General features: G+C 62.4%; 20 protein-coding genes. 10 read left to right on the forward strand and 10 right to left on the reverse strand.

What is annotated here, in order from left to right; translation table 11 throughout:
- Positions 1-40 precede the first annotated feature (40 nt).
- From mltG to gmk, 3 genes are all read left to right on the forward strand, one after another.
- Positions 41-1,279: an endolytic transglycosylase MltG gene (gene mltG / locus AC0L2K_RS12850; RefSeq protein WP_128172740.1), complete on the forward strand. Its 1,239-nt coding sequence runs from the start codon at positions 41-43 to the stop codon at positions 1,277-1,279.
- Between the two features lie 182 nt (positions 1,280-1,461).
- Entirely contained in the window at positions 1,462-2,352 is an 891-nt protein-coding gene (locus tag AC0L2K_RS12855) for a YicC/YloC family endoribonuclease (RefSeq protein ID WP_128172741.1), read from the forward strand.
- Positions 2,353-2,357: 5 nt separating this feature from the next.
- Complete coding sequence (gene gmk, locus AC0L2K_RS12860; RefSeq protein ID WP_027152668.1) at positions 2,358-3,032, forward strand: guanylate kinase; 675 nt, start codon at positions 2,358-2,360, stop codon at positions 3,030-3,032.
- A 12-nt stretch (positions 3,033-3,044) separates the two neighbouring features.
- Here the strand turns inward: gmk and rsmA are convergent, their stop codons facing one another.
- The 7 genes from rsmA to AC0L2K_RS12895 all read right to left on the reverse strand — a co-directional run bounded on the left by rsmA (position 3,045) and on the right by AC0L2K_RS12895 (position 11,111).
- Complete coding sequence (gene rsmA, locus AC0L2K_RS12865; protein WP_128172742.1) at positions 3,045-3,884, reverse strand: 16S rRNA (adenine(1518)-N(6)/adenine(1519)-N(6))-dimethyltransferase RsmA; 840 nt, start codon at positions 3,882-3,884, stop codon at positions 3,045-3,047.
- Positions 3,885-3,906: 22 nt separating this feature from the next.
- Complete coding sequence (pdxA, locus tag AC0L2K_RS12870; protein ID WP_027152666.1) at positions 3,907-4,935, reverse strand: 4-hydroxythreonine-4-phosphate dehydrogenase PdxA; 1,029 nt, start codon at positions 4,933-4,935, stop codon at positions 3,907-3,909.
- Entirely contained in the window at positions 4,932-5,864 is a 933-nt protein-coding gene (locus AC0L2K_RS12875; RefSeq protein WP_236386628.1) for a peptidylprolyl isomerase, read from the reverse strand. The genes pdxA and AC0L2K_RS12875 overlap by 4 nt, the downstream gene beginning before the upstream one ends.
- 206 nt (positions 5,865-6,070) lie before the next feature.
- A complete protein-coding gene (locus AC0L2K_RS12880) occupies positions 6,071-8,359 on the reverse strand; it encodes an LPS-assembly protein LptD (protein WP_473531508.1) in 2,289 nt (762 codons plus the stop codon).
- Between the two features lie 128 nt (positions 8,360-8,487).
- A complete protein-coding gene (gene lptG, locus AC0L2K_RS12885; protein ID WP_473531509.1) occupies positions 8,488-9,570 on the reverse strand; it encodes an LPS export ABC transporter permease LptG in 1,083 nt (360 codons plus the stop codon).
- 33 nt (positions 9,571-9,603) lie between these two features.
- Positions 9,604-10,806 carry an LPS export ABC transporter permease LptF gene (gene lptF / locus AC0L2K_RS12890; RefSeq protein ID WP_128172746.1) on the reverse strand — a complete coding sequence of 401 codons (1,203 nt, stop codon included), beginning with the start codon at positions 10,804-10,806 and terminating at the stop codon, positions 9,604-9,606.
- The gene (locus tag AC0L2K_RS12895) at positions 10,803-11,111 is read right to left on the reverse strand and encodes a hypothetical protein (RefSeq protein ID WP_128169248.1); all 309 of its coding nucleotides are present in this window, start codon (positions 11,109-11,111) and stop codon (positions 10,803-10,805) included. The genes lptF and AC0L2K_RS12895 overlap by 4 nt, the downstream gene beginning before the upstream one ends.
- Positions 11,112-11,115: 4 nt before the next feature.
- Between AC0L2K_RS12895 and AC0L2K_RS12900 the strand changes: the two genes are divergently transcribed.
- The 3 genes from AC0L2K_RS12900 (at position 11,116) to AC0L2K_RS12910 (ending at position 13,343) form a co-directional block, all read left to right on the forward strand.
- Positions 11,116-11,262, forward strand: a complete 147-nt coding sequence (locus AC0L2K_RS12900; RefSeq protein WP_287180290.1) for a hypothetical protein — start codon at positions 11,116-11,118, stop codon at positions 11,260-11,262.
- A 100-nt stretch (positions 11,263-11,362) separates the two neighbouring features.
- Entirely contained in the window at positions 11,363-12,874 is a 1,512-nt protein-coding gene (locus AC0L2K_RS12905) for a leucyl aminopeptidase (RefSeq protein ID WP_473531510.1), read from the forward strand.
- Between the two features lie 19 nt (positions 12,875-12,893).
- The gene (locus tag AC0L2K_RS12910) at positions 12,894-13,343 is read left to right on the forward strand and encodes a DNA polymerase III subunit chi (RefSeq protein WP_128172748.1); all 450 of its coding nucleotides are present in this window, start codon (positions 12,894-12,896) and stop codon (positions 13,341-13,343) included.
- 38 nt (positions 13,344-13,381) lie between these two features.
- Here the strand turns inward: AC0L2K_RS12910 and AC0L2K_RS12915 are convergent, their stop codons facing one another.
- From AC0L2K_RS12915 to AC0L2K_RS12925, 3 genes are all read right to left on the reverse strand, one after another.
- Positions 13,382-14,314, reverse strand: a complete 933-nt coding sequence (locus AC0L2K_RS12915; RefSeq protein ID WP_473531511.1) for a haloacid dehalogenase type II — start codon at positions 14,312-14,314, stop codon at positions 13,382-13,384.
- 15 nt (positions 14,315-14,329) lie between these two features.
- Positions 14,330-14,731, reverse strand: a complete 402-nt coding sequence (locus tag AC0L2K_RS12920; protein ID WP_473531512.1) for a hypothetical protein — start codon at positions 14,729-14,731, stop codon at positions 14,330-14,332.
- Between the two features lie 229 nt (positions 14,732-14,960).
- A complete protein-coding gene (locus AC0L2K_RS12925; RefSeq protein ID WP_254023828.1) occupies positions 14,961-15,449 on the reverse strand; it encodes a RidA family protein in 489 nt (162 codons plus the stop codon).
- Positions 15,450-15,638: 189 nt separating this feature from the next.
- Between AC0L2K_RS12925 and AC0L2K_RS12930 the strand changes: the two genes are divergently transcribed.
- The 4 genes from AC0L2K_RS12930 to AC0L2K_RS12945 all read left to right on the forward strand — a co-directional run bounded on the left by AC0L2K_RS12930 (position 15,639) and on the right by AC0L2K_RS12945 (position 19,743).
- On the forward strand, positions 15,639-16,319 hold the full coding sequence (locus AC0L2K_RS12930; protein ID WP_419696610.1) for a TetR/AcrR family transcriptional regulator: 681 nt from the start codon (positions 15,639-15,641) through the stop codon (positions 16,317-16,319).
- Positions 16,320-16,549: 230 nt separating this feature from the next.
- On the forward strand, positions 16,550-17,284 hold the full coding sequence (locus AC0L2K_RS12935; RefSeq protein ID WP_051505587.1) for a FadR/GntR family transcriptional regulator: 735 nt from the start codon (positions 16,550-16,552) through the stop codon (positions 17,282-17,284).
- On the forward strand, positions 17,281-18,456 hold the full coding sequence (locus AC0L2K_RS12940; RefSeq protein ID WP_419696611.1) for a PLP-dependent transferase: 1,176 nt from the start codon (positions 17,281-17,283) through the stop codon (positions 18,454-18,456). The genes AC0L2K_RS12935 and AC0L2K_RS12940 overlap by 4 nt, the downstream gene beginning before the upstream one ends.
- Positions 18,457-18,483: 27 nt before the next feature.
- Positions 18,484-19,743 carry an ABC transporter substrate-binding protein gene (locus AC0L2K_RS12945; RefSeq protein WP_023800684.1) on the forward strand — a complete coding sequence of 420 codons (1,260 nt, stop codon included), beginning with the start codon at positions 18,484-18,486 and terminating at the stop codon, positions 19,741-19,743.
- Positions 19,744-19,867: the final 124 nt, after the last annotated feature.

Raw genomic sequence — 19,867 nt, forward strand, 5'->3', positions numbered from 1 at the left:
GCCCAAGGGGATTCGTTGCAAGACCAAACGGTAGGGCGCCATGAGCACAAATTCGGCGGACAACGGGCAATTCGGGCAACGGTCCGCACCGTCGGGTCCGATCGTGCCGAAAACGGCCAGCGAGGCATTGCGGCCTGAAGCCGGCACGCCGCCGCCCAAGCGCTCGCGCGCCTCGCGCAGCCAGTTCGTCGTGTTCATGAACTTCGTCATCTCCCTGGTGATGCTGTTGGTTCTGGCGGCTGGCTTTGCATTGTATTTCGGCAAGCAGGAATTCAACGAGCCCGGCCCTTCGGCCAATGCCGACACCTTCCTGGTCAAGCCGAATACCGGCGTCCAGGAGATTGCAGAGCAGCTCGAGCGGCGCGGACTGATCAGCGATGCGCGCATCTTCCGCCTTGGCGTGCGCGCTTTTGGCAATGATTCCGCCCTGAAGGCCGGCGAATACGAGATCAAGCCGCAGGCCTCGATGCGCGACATCATGGAGTTGCTGAAGAGCGGCAAGTCGGTGATGTATTCGCTGACCGTCCCCGAGGGGCTGACGGTCGAGCAGGCGCTGCAGCGCATCGCCGACCAGGCAGCGCTCGACGGCGATATGCCGGGGACCATTCCACCCGAGGGCAGCCTTGCTACCGACACGCTGCGTTTCACCCGCGGCGCGACACGCCAGCAGATGGTCGAAAAGCTTTTGGCGGACCAGAAGAACCTTGTCGAGGAAGTCTGGCAGCGGCGCGCCCCCGATCTGCCTCTGGCCAGTGTCGAAGACTTCGTCACCCTGGCTTCGATCGTCGAGAAAGAGACGGGCAAGGGCGACGAACGCTCGCGGGTCGCGGCGGTCTTCCTCAACCGGTTGGCCAAGGGCATGCGGCTGCAGTCCGATCCGACCATTATCTACGGCCTGTTCGGCGGCAAGGGCAAACCCGCCGACCGCCCGATCTATCAGTCTGACATCAAGAAGCCGACGCCCTACAACACTTATCTGATCAACGGCTTGCCGCCGACGCCGATCGCCAATCCTGGCCGTGCGGCACTGGAAGCCGTCGCCAATCCGTCGAAGACCGACGACCTGTATTTCGTTGCCGACGGCACCGGCGGTCACGTCTTTGCCGCGACGCTGGCCGAGCACAACGAGAACGTCGCCCGCTACCGGGCGCTGCAGAAGGAACTGGCCGATGAAGCCGCTAAGGCCGGTGCTGCCAAGGCCGACGCCGCCAAGGTGGAAGGTCAGACCGACGCGCCGGTTGACGACGGCGATGGCGACGCCGGAGCGGCGGCGCAGTAGCGCCCGGACGGTTGTGAAGTCGTCCCTCCGATTCGTCTGACGGCCGGGACGTGCTGATTTTGTCATCAGGAGCGCCCTGCGTCCGATTCGACGCGAACAGGCGCTCCGGATTTTTTGAAGCCGCGCACGATCTGGCCCGGAACCGCTTCCGGGATCATGCGCCAGGGGGAAGCAAGGGCATCATGAATTTGCAGAGCATGACCGGTTTTGCACGGGCCGTCGCCGAACATGACGGCACGTCGATCGCCTGGGAGGTGAAGTCGGTCAACGGCAAGAGCGTCGAGGTCAGGCTGCGGCTGCCGCAAGGCCTCGAGCGGCTTGAACCGGCCGCCAGGCAGACGGTGCAGAAGCGCTTTGCGCGCGGCAATTTCCAGGCAACGCTGACCGTCGGCCGCGCAGCCGGCCAGCAGGCGCAGCCCGTGGTCAACGAGGCCTTCCTGAGAGATCTGGCGGGGCTGGCCAAGCGGCTGCAGGAGATGTTCGGCGCAGCGCCTGCGACAGCCGACGGGCTGCTTTCGCTGCGCGGCGTGCTCGACATCCCCGAAACCGTCGAAACCGAAGAGGCGCGGGCGGCGCTCGACAGCGCGATACTCTCGGCGCTCGAAGTGGCGCTGGGCGGGCTGGAGCAGGCACGCCAGGGCGAGGGCACCGCCCTGCGCTCGCTGCTGTCCGGTCATATCGACGCTATCGAAGCGCTGACGCTGCGCGCCGAGGCCGATCCGTCGCGCGAGCCGGCGGTGATCCGCGAACGGATTACCGAGCAGGTGCGGCTGCTGATGGATGCCTCCGCCAATCTCGACGCCAGCCGGTTGCATATGGAAGCGGCGTTCCTGGCCACCAAGGCCGACATCCGCGAGGAGATCGACCGGCTGAAGACACATGTGGCATCCGGCCGGGTGCTGCTGGCAGGCGGCGGCGCCATCGGCCGCAAGCTCGATTTTCTGGCGCAGGAATTCAACCGCGAATCGAATACGCTGTGTTCGAAGTCGAACGCCGCTGCGATCACCGCCATAGGGCTGGAGCTGAAGGCGGTCGTCGACCAGTTTCGCGAACAGGTCCAGAATCTGGAGTAACCCTGATGGTCGCCAAGGAGCCTATGGTTGCCAGGGATTTGGGTTCCCGCATTCGCCGCCGGGGTTTGATGCTCGTGCTGTCGTCGCCGTCCGGCGCCGGCAAGTCGACGATCGCGCGCAATCTTCTGGAAAGCGATTCCAGTCTCGAGCTGTCGGTTTCCGTCACCACGCGGCCGCGCCGCGGCAGCGAGATCGAAGGCGTCCACTATCATTTTCGCACCATGCGTGAGTTCGAGCGGCTGCGCGATTCGGACGAACTGCTTGAATGGGCCGAAGTGCATGGCAATTGCTATGCCACGCCGCGTGAGCCGGCCGAATTGGCGCTGGCACAGGGCCGCGACATGTTGTTCGACATCGACTGGCAGGGCGCCCAGCAACTCAAGGAGAAGATGCGCGCCGACATCGTCTCGATCTTCATCTTGCCGCCCTCGATGAAAGAGTTGAAGGCGCGGCTGAAGCGCCGCGCCGAGGACCAGGAATCGGTGATCGAGACGCGTCTGAAGAACGCTCGCAACGAGATCGAGCACTGGAAGGAATATGATTTCGTCATCATCAACGACGATCTCGACCGTGCCTTCGCCGAGGTACGCGGCATAGTCATCGCCGAGCGGCTCAGACGCGACCGCCGGCCCGGGCTGTTCGATTTCGTCTCGGGGCTGCTCGATGAGAAGACGGACTAGGGGCCGCCGCAATCACACCGCGTTGGTCAGTCGCACGAATTCCTCGACGCTCAAGGTTTCCGCCCGCCGCATCGGATCGATGCCGGCGCGGGTGAGCAGGGCTTCGCCGCCGAGGCTCCTGACGCTCTGCCGCAGCATTTTGCGGCGCTGGCCGAAGGCCGCTTCGGTAACGCGGCCGAGCTTCTTGACCTCGGCGGGCAGCGGATTTGCCCGCGGCACCAGATGCACCACCGACGACACCACCTTGGGCGGCGGCGTGAAGGCTTGCGGCGGCACGTCGAAAGCGATTTTTGCCTCCGTCCGCCAGCCTGCCAGCACGCCCAGCCGGCCATAGGCATCGCTGCCGGGGCGGGCGACGATGCGCTCGGCCACCTCGCGCTGGAACATAAGCGTCATCGATGCGTAAAAGGGCGGCCACTCGGCGACGGTCAGCCAGCGTATCAAAAGTTCGGTGCCGATATTGTAGGGCAGGTTGGCGACGATCCTCACAGATCCATTGCCTCCATGTGCGCCTTCGGCAAGCGCTGCAAAATCCGTCTTCAACGCGTCGCCGGCAATGATTTCCAAACGGCCCGGATAGTGATCTGACACCTCCGCAAGCGCTGCCAGGCAGCGCTCGTCGCGCTCGATGGCGATGACCCGAGCCGCGCCGTGGGACAGCAGCGCCCGGGTCAGGCCACCTGGACCCGGACCGACCTCGATTACCGTGGCGTCGGTCAGGTCGCCGGCGGCACGCGCGACCTTGCCGGTAAGGTTGAGGTCGAGCAGGAAATTCTGGCCGAGCGCCTTTTTTGCCTGCAACCCATGGCGTTCGATCACCGCGCGTAACGGCGGCAGCCCGTCGGTGCTCATGCGACCGCTCTCATGCAAAGCCTCATGCGGCGGCAGCCTTCGCCCCGATGTCGGCAAGCCTGCGGGCGAGCCTGAGCGCCGCGATCAGGCTGTCGGTCCGGGCTATGCCCTTGCCGGCGATATCGAAAGCGGTGCCGTGATCCGGTGAAGTGCGGATGAAGGGTAGGCCGAGCGTAACGTTGACCGCCTCGTCGAACGCCAGCGCCTTGGCCGGGATCAGCGCCTGATCGTGATACATGCACAGCGCCACATCGTAGCCGGCTCGGGCGCGGGCGTGGAACAGCGTATCGGCCGGCAGCGGCCCGAAAGCGTCGATGCCCTCCGCCCTCAGCCTTTCGATCGCCGGGCGGATGATGCGCTCGTCCTCGGCGCCCATCGCGCCGCCTTCACCGGCATGCGGATTGAGGCCGGCAACGGCAAGCCGCGGCTTGGCAATGCCGAAGCGATATTCGAGGTCGGCGGCGGTGATGCGGGCGGTCGCGACGATCAATTCCGTCGTCAGCGCTTCCGGCACCTCGCGCAGTGCAATGTGGATGGTGACCGGAACCGTGCGCAACTCGGGACCGGCAAGCATCATCACTGGCATCGCTTGTGCGCCGGTGTGGAGCGTCGCCAGATGCGCCAGATATTCAGTGTGACCGGGAAAACGGAAGCCGGCATCGTAGAGCGGCTTCTTGGCGATCGGGCACGTAACGACCGCCGCTGCGCGACCGCCAAGGCAGTCGTCAACAGCGCGGTCGATGGCCTCGATGATACCGGCGGCGTTGGCCGGGTCCGGCCGGCCGGGGTCGTCGACGAAGCGGGCGGCAAGCGGCATGACGGGCAGGGCGCGCCCAAAGACGCGCTCCGCTTCGGCTGGCACTGTCTCCGTGATTGGCACATCGGCGCCGAGCAGGCGCGCCCGTGCGGCAATCAGCGCCGGATCGGCTATAAGGTAGAAGGGCGGCACACCGGCGCTGTCGCGCGCCTGCCAGGCGGCAATGGCGATTTCCGGCCCGACGCCGGATGGATCGCCGGCGCTCAGCGCCAGCGCTGCCTCTGGCGACTTCAGCGCTCGACGATGCGGGCTTTCTTCCGCAACTCCTCGACATATTTCGTGGAGAGCCCATCGGCGTCCTTGCCACTCGAGCCTTCGCTCTGGAACACCATCTGGGCGGCCTTGTCGTCGGACACTTCGCGAGACGAGCAGATGCCGATGAACTCGACGCCGCGGTCTGTTTCGCGCGTGGGGGTGGCGCCGCCGACCTTGGTGGCCTTGATCTGGTCGGCCCAGTCCGGCGGCAATTGCGGCGCCAGTATCCGGCCGAGATCGCGAACAGTGACGTCGATCAGGCCCTTGGCGAATTCGCGCGAGGTGTTGCAGCCGTTGAAGCGGGCGCGCATGGCGTCGGCCTCGCGCTTGCGCTTGGACAGCGTCGCGCTGCGCTCGGCCGCCGGCACGACGAAAATGACCTGCTGCAGCATGTACTCCATGGCGGTCGGCTTGTTGCCGCCCTTGTCGAGCATGCGCCTGACTGCGTCCTGCTCGCTCACGGAGCCGCCGCTCTCTGAGCGATGGCGCGCGGTCAGCGCCTGGTTCCAGGCCATCTGGGAGCGGATGAACTCCTTGAAATGCTCCTTGCCGACGCCGGACTGCGCCATGACGCCATCGAGTTGCTTGAGCTGCATCTTGTTGGTCGTGGCAAAGCGCTGATAGGCAGCCTCGACCTGGGCGTCGCTGATGCGGATGCCGAGACGCTTGGCTTCGGCGACGCGCAGCGTCTGCTCGATCATTTCCTCGGCGGCATTGCCCTTCTTGCGCTGCAGGCGCAGGAAGGCAGCCCGATGCTGGATGTCGCCAGTGGTAATCGGTACGTTGTTGACGACGTATTTGATCTGGCTGGCGAAAGCCGGCGGCGTCATCATGGTGATCGAGGCTGAGGTCGCCGCCACCAGCAGCGCGAACCCTGCCGAAAAGAGGTATTTCCTCATCGAAAGCATCCCAATCCTATCTCGGTTGCGGCCCAATTTTATCGCATTTTGAGGGAACTGGAACCCGTGCCTGCCCTATGCGGCGAAACGATGTCGTTAGCTGCGATGTGCGTCCACTTTGACGCACGACGTATGCTCAAGACACTTTGAATTTTTCGGGGCTGGTGCGTTGGCCGGCCGCCCGTTCCGCCTGTCCGTTATTGGCCAGTGGTCTGCTACTGTACAGTGTTGAAGGAGCTTTGCGTCGAGCCGAAATCGCCGAGCGTGCGAAACGACAGGTTGAAACCGATATTCTGCGACACTTCCTTGGTGCTCAGGTCGCGGGATTCCGAGAACGTCATCAAGTAGGTGAAGCAATCATCACTATAGGCAAAGCCGACCCCGTCCTTGACCAGGACGCTTTGCTCGAGATCGTAGGTGCCGGTACCGAAGACACGCCAGTTCTCGGCAAGTTGCGCCGAGGCGCCGAGCGTGACCTCGTGACGATCGGTCGTAAAACCATAGAGCGGCTGAGCCTGGATGAAGGCGTATTTGGCGCTGAACGAAATCGGCAGGCCGGAATAGGCTGCCTTCACCTCGGCGCGGCGAATCTCGAAGCTCTGCTCGTCGAAGCGGCCGCTGACCGAGCCGGAAAGCCCGCCGGGGCTGTTGAAGCCGACAAGGCCGACATAATCGGAGCTCGCGGTCTCCAGGCCCGAATCTTCGCCGACGTTGACCAGGTCCGGCGCGTCGAAGGAGTTCTGGCCGTCAAGCTGGTAGGATTGGCCGAATAGCGCGTTGGTGCTCCAGCCATTGTCATAGGCGCCGGAATAGCGCAGCCCGACATTGGCGCGCGTGCCGCCTTCCAAGCGGTCGTAGCCGGAGAACTTGTCGCGCTCGAACAATGTCGTGGCATCAAAGACGAAGCTCTGCGCGTCCTCGTTGGGAACAGCGAGGCCGCCGACATATTGCTCGTTCGGACGCACGAACACCTGCGCCATCGGCTCGAAGATGTGACTGGAACTGGTCGACGAGAACAGCACCGGCCAGCGCATTTCCAGTCCGGCGGTTGCCATGAAGCGGGCGAGCGACGATCGCGTATCGTCGTCGACGCCGAGGTTAGACGCCATCTGATTGATGGCATTGAGCGATCCCGAAGAGGCGTTGACATAGCCGGCATCGCCGCGCAGCGCCAAAAGGGGCGTCAGCAGCAGCCCGCCATCGGTGGTGAAGGTGCGCTTCCATTCCGCTTCGGCAGTGAGACGGCCCGATTGGCCCTCGATGCCGCGTACACTGGTGACGGACGCAGCGTTGTTCGGATCGGCAAGGGCCCTATCCAGCCTGTCGCGGCTGATAGCCTGCGCGTTGACATTGAGCGACAGCTGCCCGCCGCCCACCGCCATGTCGGGGATGTAGGCGTAGTCGAGCGAGGGCAGCACCCAGGGCTGTTTGCCGGCGCGCGCGGTCGGATCGTCAGGAAGTGCCTCTTCCTGGACCACAAAGCGCATGGCGCGCACGTCGAAATAGTTGCGGCCGTTGAGGCCGGTCAGGTAGATCGAGGAGCGATGCACGCTATCGCCGAAGTCTTCGATGGCGTAGGTGCGTGAGAAGTTCTTGTCGGTCTGCAGCAGGACATCCCAGCCGAAGTCCCAGCGCGGATTGATAGCGAACTGGCCCTTGGTGCCCATCATGCCGCGGAACTCGTTTGGGTCGCCGGCCGCACCCGAATCGACATTGCGCCCCTCGTCGTCGATAAACTCGTCGGGATCCTCTTGCCGGATGCCGGCGATCTTCAGACTGTACTGGCCGTTATTGAAGCGCTGGCGCCACTCGGCTTCGCCGAGAAAGCCCTGCTTGGTATAGCCGCTGCCGGTGACGGTGAGGTCGTAGGTTGGTGAGAGCGCGAAATAATAGGGGACTTTGACGCCGAGGCCGAGGTCGCTCTTGTAAGCGATGCTGGGGATCAGGAAGCCGCTCTTGCGCTTGACGGTCGGGTCGGCAATCTCGAAGGCCGGCAGATAGGCGAGCGGAAAGCCGAAGAACTCGAAATTCGAATTCTCGAAGCGAACCGTCTTCTTTTCGCCGTTCCAGATGATCTTTCTGGCCTTGATGCGCCAGGTCGGCGCTTTGTCCGGCTTGTCCTCGCATGGCTCGCAGGCCGTGTAGACGCCGTTGTGGAACGTCGTCAGCACGCCGCCCATGCGTTCCGCGCTTTCGGCGGCGAAATAGGTCTTGTCGACGGTTTCGACACGCAGCGCGTTGACGAAGCCGTCGGCAAAATCGTCGGTGATGTCGACATGCTGCGAATAGATCTTGGTGCCGTCGCTGTTGATGACCTCGACATTGCCGCTGGCGACGAGCCGCTTGGTGTTGCGATTGTATTCCACCCGCTGGGCGACGAGGCGGTTGCCGCCATAATCGATCTGCACGCCGCCGACGGCCGTTACGGTCTGGTTGTCATTGTCATAGACCAGCGTATCTGCCGCCAGCAGCATTTGCGAACCGGTGGGAACGTCGGCTGCCATGCCGCTGATATCCTGGGCAAAAGCCGGGATACTCGGAACGACGCAAGCGAGCAGGCACGCCAAGGCGCTCGCCCCATAGAGGCGCGCCGAATCGGCATGCCTATGGATGCGCAAAACCGCCCCCCTCACTAGCCGTCTTCCTTGTACAGCAAGAAAGTCACCCCGAAGAACATAGCCACGACAACCGGAACCCATGCAGCGACGACTGTGGGTACGAATCCCGCCACGCCGAATGCCTTGACCAGCACTGTCACGACATAAAGCAGAAACCCGGCCAGGACGCCACCCAGAATCATCGTCGCGGATTGTCCCATCCTCGCAAATCGCATCGACACCGTTGCGGCGATCAAAGTCATGGCGACGAGAAGGAACGGCAGCGCTACCAGTGAATCAAATTGCATGGCAAAGGCATTTGCCTTGAGACCGAAGGAGCGGGCAACCTCGATCTTCCCGGGCAGATCGTAGAAAGGGATGGTTTCCGGGCGCGCCAGCCGCTCTTGCACGAACTCGGGCTTGAGATCGGTCGGTATGCGGTCGGTTGCCACCGCTTGGATGTTGCCGTCCCGGAACACCTTGACGTCCTGCAGTTCCCAGTAACCATCCCGCAAATAGGCGTGCGCCGCGTCCTTGCGTTCGACGATGTCGCCTTGCGGGTTGAGGACGAAGAAGGCGGCGTCGGCCATCTCCAGGCCCTGATTGAGGATGGCCCGCGCGCCGATGATAGTATCGCCGGAACTGGTTTTCTGCCGGATCCAGGGCTCGGCGTCAGCCGAGACGGTGTTCGACTTGCCGGAGCGGAGCTGGGTTTCGATTTTTTCGGACCAGGAAAACGCATACGCGGCGATCGGATTGATGACGCCGACCGACAACACCCCGAACAGCAGCGCCCCGATGCAGCACGGCAGCAGGAATTGCCAAGCGGATACGCCGGCGGAACGCGCGATGACCAGTTCATACCTGCGATTAAGCGAGACCAGCGTCGCCATCGCCGAGAACAGGCCGACGAACGGCACCGTCTGCAGCATGATCATCGGCATTCGCAACCCTGAGATGGCAAACGCCGTGCCGTAGGTAAAACCCGGCAAGCCGGTCGTGCGGCCGGAAAGCTCGGTGAAGTCGATCAGGTACACAAGCGCCAGGAGGCCGATGAAGAACCAGATGGTGATCGTCACGTAGCGGAAGAAGAAGTATCTGCCCAGAGTCCAGCCCATTAGCGTGTCCAGCCCATTAGCGTGTCCAGCCCATCAGCCGGCCTCTTGGCCAGAAGCGCCGCGCCTGGCGAAGCGGAGCTTCAGGGCGCTCCAGCCGTCACCGAAGCGGCCGGCGAAATTCGTCATCCAGTCGGCCCAGGCGACCGGCAATTCCATGGTCCGGTTGGAGACGATGAACCATGTCGCGACTGCGGAGGCCACAATAGGAACGCCGTAGACCATATAGGCGTATTGCGGAATGTTGTCGGCCTTCCCAGCGGCAAAGAAACCGAGCCAGCGCACGAAAAGGGCAATCGCGATAGACGTGATCAGCGGATGAATGCGCGCCTCGCGATGGGAGCGCGCGTCTCCCGCGACCGCAAGCGCGATCAGCGCGAAAACGAGTGAATAGGACCATTCGGAGAAACGCTGGTGGACCTCGGCCAGATACTTGTTCGGCCTTTTCTGGAACATCTTGTCGTTCGGACTGGGATTGAGCAGGTACTGTGTCGTCCGGTCCTTCGGCAAGAGCAATACCTCCGATGAGGCCGACATGAAGGCCGACAGGTCGAAGGCATAGGAGGTGAACCGGATGACCGAAAGATCGCCGGCCAGCGTTTTGCGATGGATGACGCCATCGTTCATCATCAGCACCCTCTCGTCGCCGCTTTCGATGATGGCGCCGCTCTTGGCGTAGTAGATGAGGTTGACGCCTTCTTCGCGTGAATCGGCGACAAAAATGCCGCCAAGGCGGTTGTCCGGAAGCCGCTCACCGATCTGCAGGAACAGGCCGTCATCGATCTTGCGGAAGGTGCCTTCCTGGATGATGAGCGACAGAAGATCGGCGCGCGACGACGCCACCAACTCGCGGTTTTTCTGTCGTGCATAGGGGTCGACGCCGTTGTCGACGGCGAACGAAAAAACACTGGCCGCCAGCGCCAGGAACATGATCGGCCGGACGATGGTCCAGCGCGAAGCGCCTGCAGCGTTCAAGACGGCAAGCTCAGAATCGGAATTCATCGCGCTCAGTGTCTGCGCGACCGCGACCACTAGGGCGAAGGGCACGACGATCGGGACGATCGACGGAATGATCAGCGCAGCGACCTCGAAGAAGGTCAGCGCCGACTGCCCGCTGTCGGTCACGAGATCGATGCGGGCGAGCACCTGCGTCGTCCACACGATCGCCAGCGTCCAGATGAGCGCTGCGAGGAAGACCGCCAACGCACGACGCATGATGTAGCGTTCAACGACCTTCATGAAGGCTTTTCTCGATTTTGCCGAACGGCATCATGCCTCCAGACAAGGTAGTCGCCCGGCGACGCCTGCACAACCGGTCCGTTGGCGGTTCGATCTGGTTCCCGTCCCACATCGTTGTTTCCGGTGGCCGGAGTGTCGGCGGCATTGGATAAGAAAGGGCGAACATCAATGGTTAACAACAGGTTGCGGCAGTAAAGCGGGGCCGTGCCGCGACGAATCGCCATCGATTCCATCTGCCATATGGGATCGGATTCCGGCAAAGTCTTGCCAAATGCCGGAAAACGACCAAATGTCGCGCCGGTCACTGACATGGCCGCCGCGGCTGCGACAGGTACAGGCATGAAAGCAGAAGTAACAGAATTGCGTAGCAAAACCGGCCAGGAATCGATTTTTCACGGTGCGGTCGTGATCGGCGCCAACACAATCACGCAGCAGATCGCCAGGCAGGGGCGATGATTGAAAATGGGGGTGGTGCTTCCGGTCGGAAACAGCCAAATATCTGGTTCGTCAAGGCACTCCCCCGAAAACCCAACGCCTTTCCCGAAAGCAGGACATGATGACTTCGAGACCTTCGATCGCCTTTGCCAAGTTCGCAGTGCCCAAAAAAGGCAGCGTCTTCATGCTGGCGGCCAACGATGGCGGTCTCGGCGACGCGGCAAAGGCTTGCGATCCGGCAAAGACCCTGGAACGGGCGTTTCCGGTGGCCGACTTTTCCGGCAAGTTCGCCGGCCTGGTCGAAGTGCTGGCGCCGGAGGGCACATCGCTCGACCGGCTGGTGGCGGTCGGCGCCGGCAAGGTCTCGGCGCTCGACGACTATGCCTGGCTCAAGCTTGGCGGCACCATCGCTGCATCCTTGCGCAAGGCGACGGAGGCGGCGGTCATGCTCGATCTGCCGGGTGCTGACGTCGGCGGCAGGCAAGCGGCACAGCTTGCCGCGGGCATTCTTCTGCGCAGCTATGCTTTCGACAAGTACAAGACGAAAAAGGACAATGGCGACGGCCAGCGCGACGGCAACAAGGCCGAGCCCAAAAAGCCGGTTAAGGTGACCATCCACACCGCCGATCCGGCGGCGGCGAAAAAGGCCTTCGCCGACGAGGTGGCGGTGATCGACGGGGTGCTCCTGGCGCGCGATCTGGTCAACGAACCGGCCAATATACTGGGGCCGGTGGAATTCGCCGCCCGCGTCAACGAACTGGAGGCGCTCGGCGTCGCGGTCGAGATCCTGGTCGAGAAGGAGATGAAGAAGCTCGGCATGGGCGCGCTGCTCGGCGTCGCACAAGGCTCGCCGCGTGGCGCGCGCCTGGCCGTCATGCGATGGAACGGCGGCAAGGCCAAGGACAGCCCGATTGCTTTCGTCGGCAAAGGCGTCACTTTCGACACCGGCGGCAATTCGATAAAGACGGCCTCCGGCATGGAGGACATGAAGGGCGATATGGGCGGCGCGGCCGCGGTGACCGGGCTGATGCACGCGCTGGCTGCGCGCAAGGCCAAGGCCAATGTCGTCGGTGTTATCGGGCTGGTGGAAAATGCCGTCGACGGCCATGCGCAGCGCCCCGGCGACATCGTCACTTCGATGTCGGGCCAGACCATCGAGGTGCTCAACACCGACGCCGAAGGCCGCCTCGTCCTGGCCGATGCGCTGTGGTACTGCAGCGATCGCTTCCAGCCGAGATTCATGGTCAATCTGGCGACGCTGACCGGCGCCACCATGGTCGCGCTCGGCCAGCACTATGCCGGGCTGTTCTCCAACAATGACGAATTGGCGAACAGGCTGACGAGCGCCGGGCAGGCGACGCAGGAACGAGTGTGGCGGATGCCGCTCGGCACCGAATACGACAAGCTGATCGATTCGAAAAATGCCGACATGAAGAACATCGGCGGCCGCTATGGCGGTGCCATCATCGCGGCGCAGTTCCTGCAGCGATTCGTCAGGGATACACCCTGGGCGCATCTCGACATCGCCGGCACCGCGATGGGCGCGCCGTCCAGCGAGATCAACCAGTCATGGGCCTCCGGCTTCGGCGTCAGGCTGCTCGACCGGCTGGTTCGCGACAACTACGAGGAGTGAGACCCTTCAAGGCGCGATCATGGCCGACGTCCTGTTCTACCACCTGACCGAATCGACTCTGGAGGATGCGTTGCCCGGCCTGCTTGAGCGCAGTGTCGATCGCGGTTGGCGCGCCGTGGTACAGACCGGCTCCGAAGAACGGCGCGACGCGCTGGACCAGCATCTTTGGACCTTCAGGGACGATTCCTTCCTGGCGCATGCGACGGACCACGAATCCTATCTGGCCGAGCAGCCGATCCTTTTGACAACCGGCCATGACAATCCGAACGAGGCGCAGATACGCTTCCTGGTTGACGGCGCGGTGCCGCCGAAGCTTGCCGGTTACGAGCGCGCCGTGTTCCTGTTCGACGGCCACGATGCGGCCCAGGTCGAGGCGGCGCGCACGCACTGGAAGACGATGAAGGAAGCCGGCCACGCAGTCACCTACTGGCAGCAGACCTCAGACCGGCGCTGGGAACGCAAGGCGTAGTAAAGCCTGCCGCCTGGGCGATCCACAACCTGGGGTTGCTACAACTGAAGTCGTTCAGCCAAGTCAATGAAGTCGCTGGCCACCAGGTCCCAGGCTTGATCAGGGTGCATATCCGTGGTCTGCGCTACCCCGTGCTCGGTCGGACGCGGGACAAAGGCTGTTCGCAATCCGCATGCCCGAGCCGCTGCAAGGTCGCCATTGTGGGCGGCCACAAGACAGATCTCATCCGGCTTCATTGACAGGACGTCAGCGGTGCGAAGATAGGCTTCCGGCGCAGGCTTGTAGGCTTGCACGACTTCGGCGCCGAGGATCGCATCCCAGGGGATGCGACTCCGCTTCGCCATGTTGAGCATGAGGACGATGTTGCCGTTCGAGAGCGGCGCGATGATATAGCGGGCCTTGAGCCGTGTAAGGCCGGCCACCACGTCCGGCCATGGCTCCAATCGGTGCCATGCCAGGTTCAGTTCGTCCAGCTCGGACGCTGGCACCGAAGCCGGGTCGATCCCGAATTCTGGCAAAACGGCTTCCAGATTCTCCCGATGCAGCACGTCGAGCCGTGTAAAGGGCCGCCGGCCACTGCGCACCTCCTCCATCGCTGGGGAGTAACGGCGGCGCCACGCATCCGCGAAAGCGGTAGGAATAGCGGATCCTGCTCCATGCCGCTTCAGAAACGGCTCAGCTTCGCGCGCCACGCCGCTGCGCCAATCGACGACAGTGCCGAACACGTCGAATACCAACGCACGTACGCCATCCAATGCCATCAACATTCGGCTCCTCGATCCGCACACTATTTTTCCTTCGTCGCCTGCCTCGTTGTTCCCCTTTTTCACGGCCTTGCCGATTTGCTCGGCGATGCGGTCGGGCTTACGCGCGATGACGGCTGTGCAAATTAGATTGCGATATTCCAGTGGCCTGGGCGCCGGCAACAACCCGGTACCGGCATGAGCGGAAGGGTGGCGGGGCGCCACCATCGCGCCCACCCGCTTTCATTCGTTTGCCTTGAGCCAGATCTTTTGCGGACCGTGACCCTTGAAGGGGTATTGTGGATCACTCGGATCGTAAACGAGTGATGGCCCGCTGGCGTCGAGGGGCGGGCACCAACGAAAACTGAACCCGTCGCTTCTCAACGAGAGTTCAAGATCGCAGCCTCCAAATGCGAGGCCGACCCGGCGTCCCATTACCTTTTGATCACGCTGAAAGTACTCCCAAATCATCTTCTGGGCTCGGTCGCTGGGCATCGCCGCGTCCGTGAACTCCAAGTACATCGTCCAGGTCTCCGGTTTGATAAGGAACCTCCTAATCGCATCCTCTCCAGGAGAATTATCGGCTCCGAAAGCGGAAACGGAGAGTAGGACGATTGCCAAGGCGGATCGGATTGCCCGCATCATGCAGACCCCGTTAAGCACCATCTGTGCCTTGTTGTAGCGCAGTCAGGGAGGCAAATCAGCAAAATGTCCGATTATGGCATGATCTCGGAAATGCCGGCTGTCCGGTTTTGCTGTTGATGGCGTCGAATTACTGATCGCGGTAGGACGCCCATTGCTGAGCGTCCCTACCGCGATCCGTAATTCGTAATTCCGCGAAGCTCTGGACAATTGCGAAAAGCGAGCGGCACCACTATTCCAGAATGACGACGGCCTCCACCTCGAAGAGCATGGGGTCAATTGCAAGCTTGGGGACGGGAATTAGAGTCTGCGCCGGCAGCGCTTCACCGAACATTTTTTTGACGTTCTTGGTCAACACCTCAAGCTTGGACATATCGTGATCGACCACGAAGACGGTGAGCTTGGCGACCTGATCCGGCCTCGCACCGAGCGCATCGAGGGCGGTGCGCAAATTTGTGTAGGCCTGCTCAACCTGGACAGCGAAGTCGGGCGACAAGGCTCCCGTGCTGTCTTGCCCGCCCTGTCCGGAGATGTAGGCCACCCGGGCTCCGCGCGGCGTGATCACCGCCGTGCTGTAGCCATTTGGCGACGGGTCGTAGAGGTTTTGTGGATTGACTATGGTCAGCTTGAGATCCTTCTCATTGGCTGTCGTGGCAGTGGGAACTCCCATGGTCATGATGATTAGCCCTTCGATAAGCAGATGCTTGATTGCGCGTGACATGATTTTCTCTTGGCTATGCGAGCAACGTACCCTCCCGGCCGGCATTATTGAACTTTAACCGTATCGCCCATACGATGACTCGTGCGACGTACGAGTCATCGTATGGTACGCTGTACGAGTCAATCGTTCAGATCGATATTCGTTCGCGTTGCCGGTTAAAATCGACGTTCTGAACAGCGAGGAAGACGGATGGCGGCCAAACGCAGCGGCCGGAGCAAACGAGGGATAAATGAGCGACTCCAGCCCTTGCAGGAGCCGCGCAGTGAACCGCCGCTCTCTCGGGAACGTATCGTGGCGACCGCGGTGGACCTGCTTGACGCTCAAGGAGTCGACGGATTGACGATGCGTCGGCTGGCCGATCGCCTCGGCTCGGGCGTGATGAGCCTATATTGGCACGTCGACAACAAAGAGGATGTCTTTGATCTGGCGCTCGACTCGGTGCTTGAATATCGCGGACCGCCGCAAATAGCTCAAGACTGGCGCGGAGAAGTCGTTCATGTGCTCGAAGACTGGCGCGCCAGCATGCTGCGCCACGCTTGGTCCGCAACGCTGTTGCCGCGCCGGGCGCTCGGCCCGAACATCCTCGGTCGCTTGGAACTGCTGAGCAAGACGTTGTCCAGAGCCGGCGTTGCGGACGCAGATGTGAACGTTGCGATATGGTCGCTCTGGAACTATGTGATGGGCGCCACCATCACCCGGGCGAGCTTCGACCTCTCGGACGACGACAGGGCCGCTGCGCAGCAGCGCCTTACACGTCTCAGCGAACGTTATCCGACAATCGAACGCTCTCGTCTGCTGTTGGACAATGATTGGGACGGCGCTTTCAGGAATGGCCTCGACTTCCTGCTCGATGGCCTCTCTCCAAAATGAGGCTGAACGGTAGCTTTGGCTGAAAGCGACTGTCGCAAAATCGCTGATTAAAGTCACAGTTTTGCAGCTGATTTTTGCAAGATCGCAGAAGACGCGGCAACGTCCAAGGTTCCGCAATGGGTGTGAGCCGAAATGCAACCTCTGCACTGCCGAGGCCACTTGACGAAAGGCCGGTGGCGCGCAAAACTGATAGGATGTCAGACCAATTTTGGGCGTAGGTACCCATGCGAATGCGCGGCGAACTGCCCGGGGCACCTGCCACGCGTGTGGCAATCGCCACGCTCCCGCCGTTGGACCGCGGCAAACAAGTCATGGAAGCGCTGGCAGACTATGTCGAGCGCGCTGCGCTGAAGAGCGGTGACCGGCTTCCGACCGAACGCGAATTGATGGCCGCGCTTTCCGTGGGGCGTTCGACGATTCGCGAGGCGATGGGGCGTTTCGAAGCGCTCGGCGTCACCGAGACCCGCAAAGGCAGCGGCACCTATCTTCTCAAGCCGATATCCGCCGGCACGATCCATCTGCCGCTGTCGCTCAACACGGCTGAGCTGCGCGACGGTCTCTTGCACACCCTCGAGGTCCGCCGCGGCATCGAGGCCGAGGCAAGCATGGTTGCGGCACGGCGGCGGACAGTCGACGATCTGCGGACGATCGAGGAAAAACTCATCGAGATGGAGCGCGTCCATCTCGCCACCGGCACGTCGGGGCCGGAAGACCTGGCCTTTCACCTGGCGGTCTACGATGCCACGCACAATCCGCTTTTCCGGCAGCTCCTGGGGCAGATGCGCGAAGCGTTTGAGCGCTTCTGGGACCATCCTTTCGACCGGCAGGATTTCGCGCGGCGATCGTTCCCGTATCACCGTGAGCTGTTCGATGCCATCGTCGCCGGGGACGCGGAGCTGGCGCGCGGAAAAACGCTGAAGATCCTCGAGATCGTGGAACAGGATATCGAGGAAATGTCGAAATGAACGGCCCGGATTTTTTCGACCAGGCCTCGCTGATCGCCGCCCATGACGAGGGCAACGCCTTCGATGCCGTCGTCCCGCCGATCGTGCAGACCTCACTCTTCACCTTCTCGAATTATGACGAGATGCTCGAAACATACCGCGGCGAAAAAGTGCGGCCGACCTACACGCGCGGGCTGAACCCGACCGTGCGCATGTTCGAGGAAATGCTGGCGAAGCTGGAGGGCGCCGAGGACGCGATCGGTTTTGCAAGCGGCATGTCCGCCATCTCATCGGCAGTGCTGAGCTTCGTCGAACCGGGCGACCGCATTGTCGCGGTCAGGCATATCTACCCGGACGCGTTCCGGCTGTTCGGGACGTTGCTCGCGCGCATGCGCATCGAGGTGACCTATGTCGACGGGCGCGACGAGGCGGCTGTCGCGAGCGCCCTGCCTGGCGCCAGGCTGTTCTATATGGAAAGCCCGACCAGCTGGGTCATGGAAACGCATGACATCGGCGCGCTCGCTGCGCTGGCAAAGTCCCGCGGCATCCCGACCATCATCGATAACAGCTGGGCCAGCCCGGTCTTTCAGCGGCCACTGTCGCTCGGCGTCGACGTTGTGGTCCACTCCGCATCCAAGTACCTGGGCGGCCACAGCGACGTGGTGGCCGGCGTGGTCGCGGGCTCGAAGAAATTGATCGGCCGCATCCGCGGCGAAGCCTATCCATATCTCGGCGGCAAGCTGTCGCCATTCGATGCCTGGCTCTTGATTCGCGGCTTGCGCACACTGCCGATTCGGATGCGCGCTCATCAGGCCTCCGGCCTCGAAATCGCACGGCGCCTGCGGGATCATCCAATCGTTGAGAGGGTCTGCCATCCAGGGTTGGCCAACCTGCTTCCCGCGGGGCTCACCGGCACGTCGGGCCTGTTCTCATTTGTCTTCCGCGACGGCATCGACATCCGCACCTTTGCCGACCGCCTCAAGCTGTTCAAGCTGGGCGTGTCGTGGGGCGGCCACGAAAGCCTCATCGTGCCCGGCGAGGTCGTGCTGCAGCAGAAGGCCCAACCCAATTCCGCGATGGCGTTCGGCGTCCATCCGCGGTCCGTGCGTCTCCATGTCGGCCTCGAGGGAACCGAGGCGCTGTGGAGTGACCTGGAAACGGCGATCGACGCCGCTTCCGAAGAAAAGACCTGAAGCAACCAGACAAGAAGGGAACGGAAAATGAAGAAGCTTCTTATCGCCGCATTCGCCACCGTACTGATGTCGGGTGCTGCACTCGCCGACACGACGCTGAAGCTCGTGGAGGTGATCACCAGCCCCGAGCGTACCGAAACCCTGAAGTCGATCGTCGCCAAGTTCGAGGCGGCCAACCCGGGCACCAAGGTCGAGGTGATCTCGCTGCCTTGGGGCGAGGCGTTCCAGAAATTCGCGACCATGGTGTCTGCCGGCGAAATCCCCGACGTCATGGAGATGCCGGACACCTGGCTGTCGCTCTATGCCAACAACGGCCTTCTCGAAAGCCTCGAACCCTATCTTGCCAAATGGGAGCACACCTCGGGCCTCACCGATCGCGCGCTCGAACTCGGCCGCGACGTGAACAACACCGCCTACATGCTGCCCTACGGCTTCTATCTGCGGGCGATGTTCTACAACAAGAAGCTGTTCAAGGAGGCTGGTGTCACCGAGCCGCCCAAGACAATGGACGAGTTCGTGGCGGCATCGGAGAAAGTATCCAAGCTTCCAGGCAAATATGGCTACTGCCTGCGCGGCGGGCCGGGTGGCCTCAACGGCTGGATCATGTTCGGCGCAACCATGGCCGGCTCCAACGAGTTCTTCAATGAGGACGGCACCTCGACCATGAACAGCGAGGGCTGGGTCAAGGGACTGACCTGGGTCGTCGATCTGTACAAGAAGGGATTGGCGCCGAAGGACAGCGTCAACTGGGGTTTTAACGAAATCGTCGCGGGATTCTACACCGGCACCTGCGCAATGCTTGATCAGGATCCAGACGCGCTGATCGCGATAGCCGAGCGGATGAAGCCGGAAGACTACGGCGTCACGACCATGCCGAAGGGGCCGAGCGGCAAGACGTTCCCGACCATCGGCTATGCCGGTTGGTCGATGATGGCGGCCAGCCAGAACAAGGACCTCTCCTGGAAGCTGATCGAAACGCTCGAAGGGCCCGAGGGCAATGTCGAATGGAACAAACGCACCGGAGCACTGCCGGTCCACAAGTCGGCCGAAAAGGATCCCTTCTACGCAAGCGAGCAGTTCAAGGGCTGGTTCGCTGAACTCGAGGACAAGGATGCGGTGCCAACGGTTATGCCGACCTATCTCGAGGAGTTCGCCTTCTTCAAGGACTCGATGGTCATCAAGACCAGTCAACAGGCACTGCTTGGCGATATCACGCCAGAGGAAATGGCCAACCAGTGGGCCGACTATCTGACCAAGGCGCAGCAGAAATACCTGGCCAAGAAATAAACGGCGGACGCCAGGCATCGGGGCCCCCCCACCCGGGCGGCCGCGCGTGGGGGGGGGCAAGGGGGGGGGGTAGGGTGGGGGGTTTTGGGGGTGGGGAAATTGGGGGGATTGGTTTTGGGTTGTT

The organism is Mesorhizobium sp. WSM4817 (assembly GCF_055811135.1).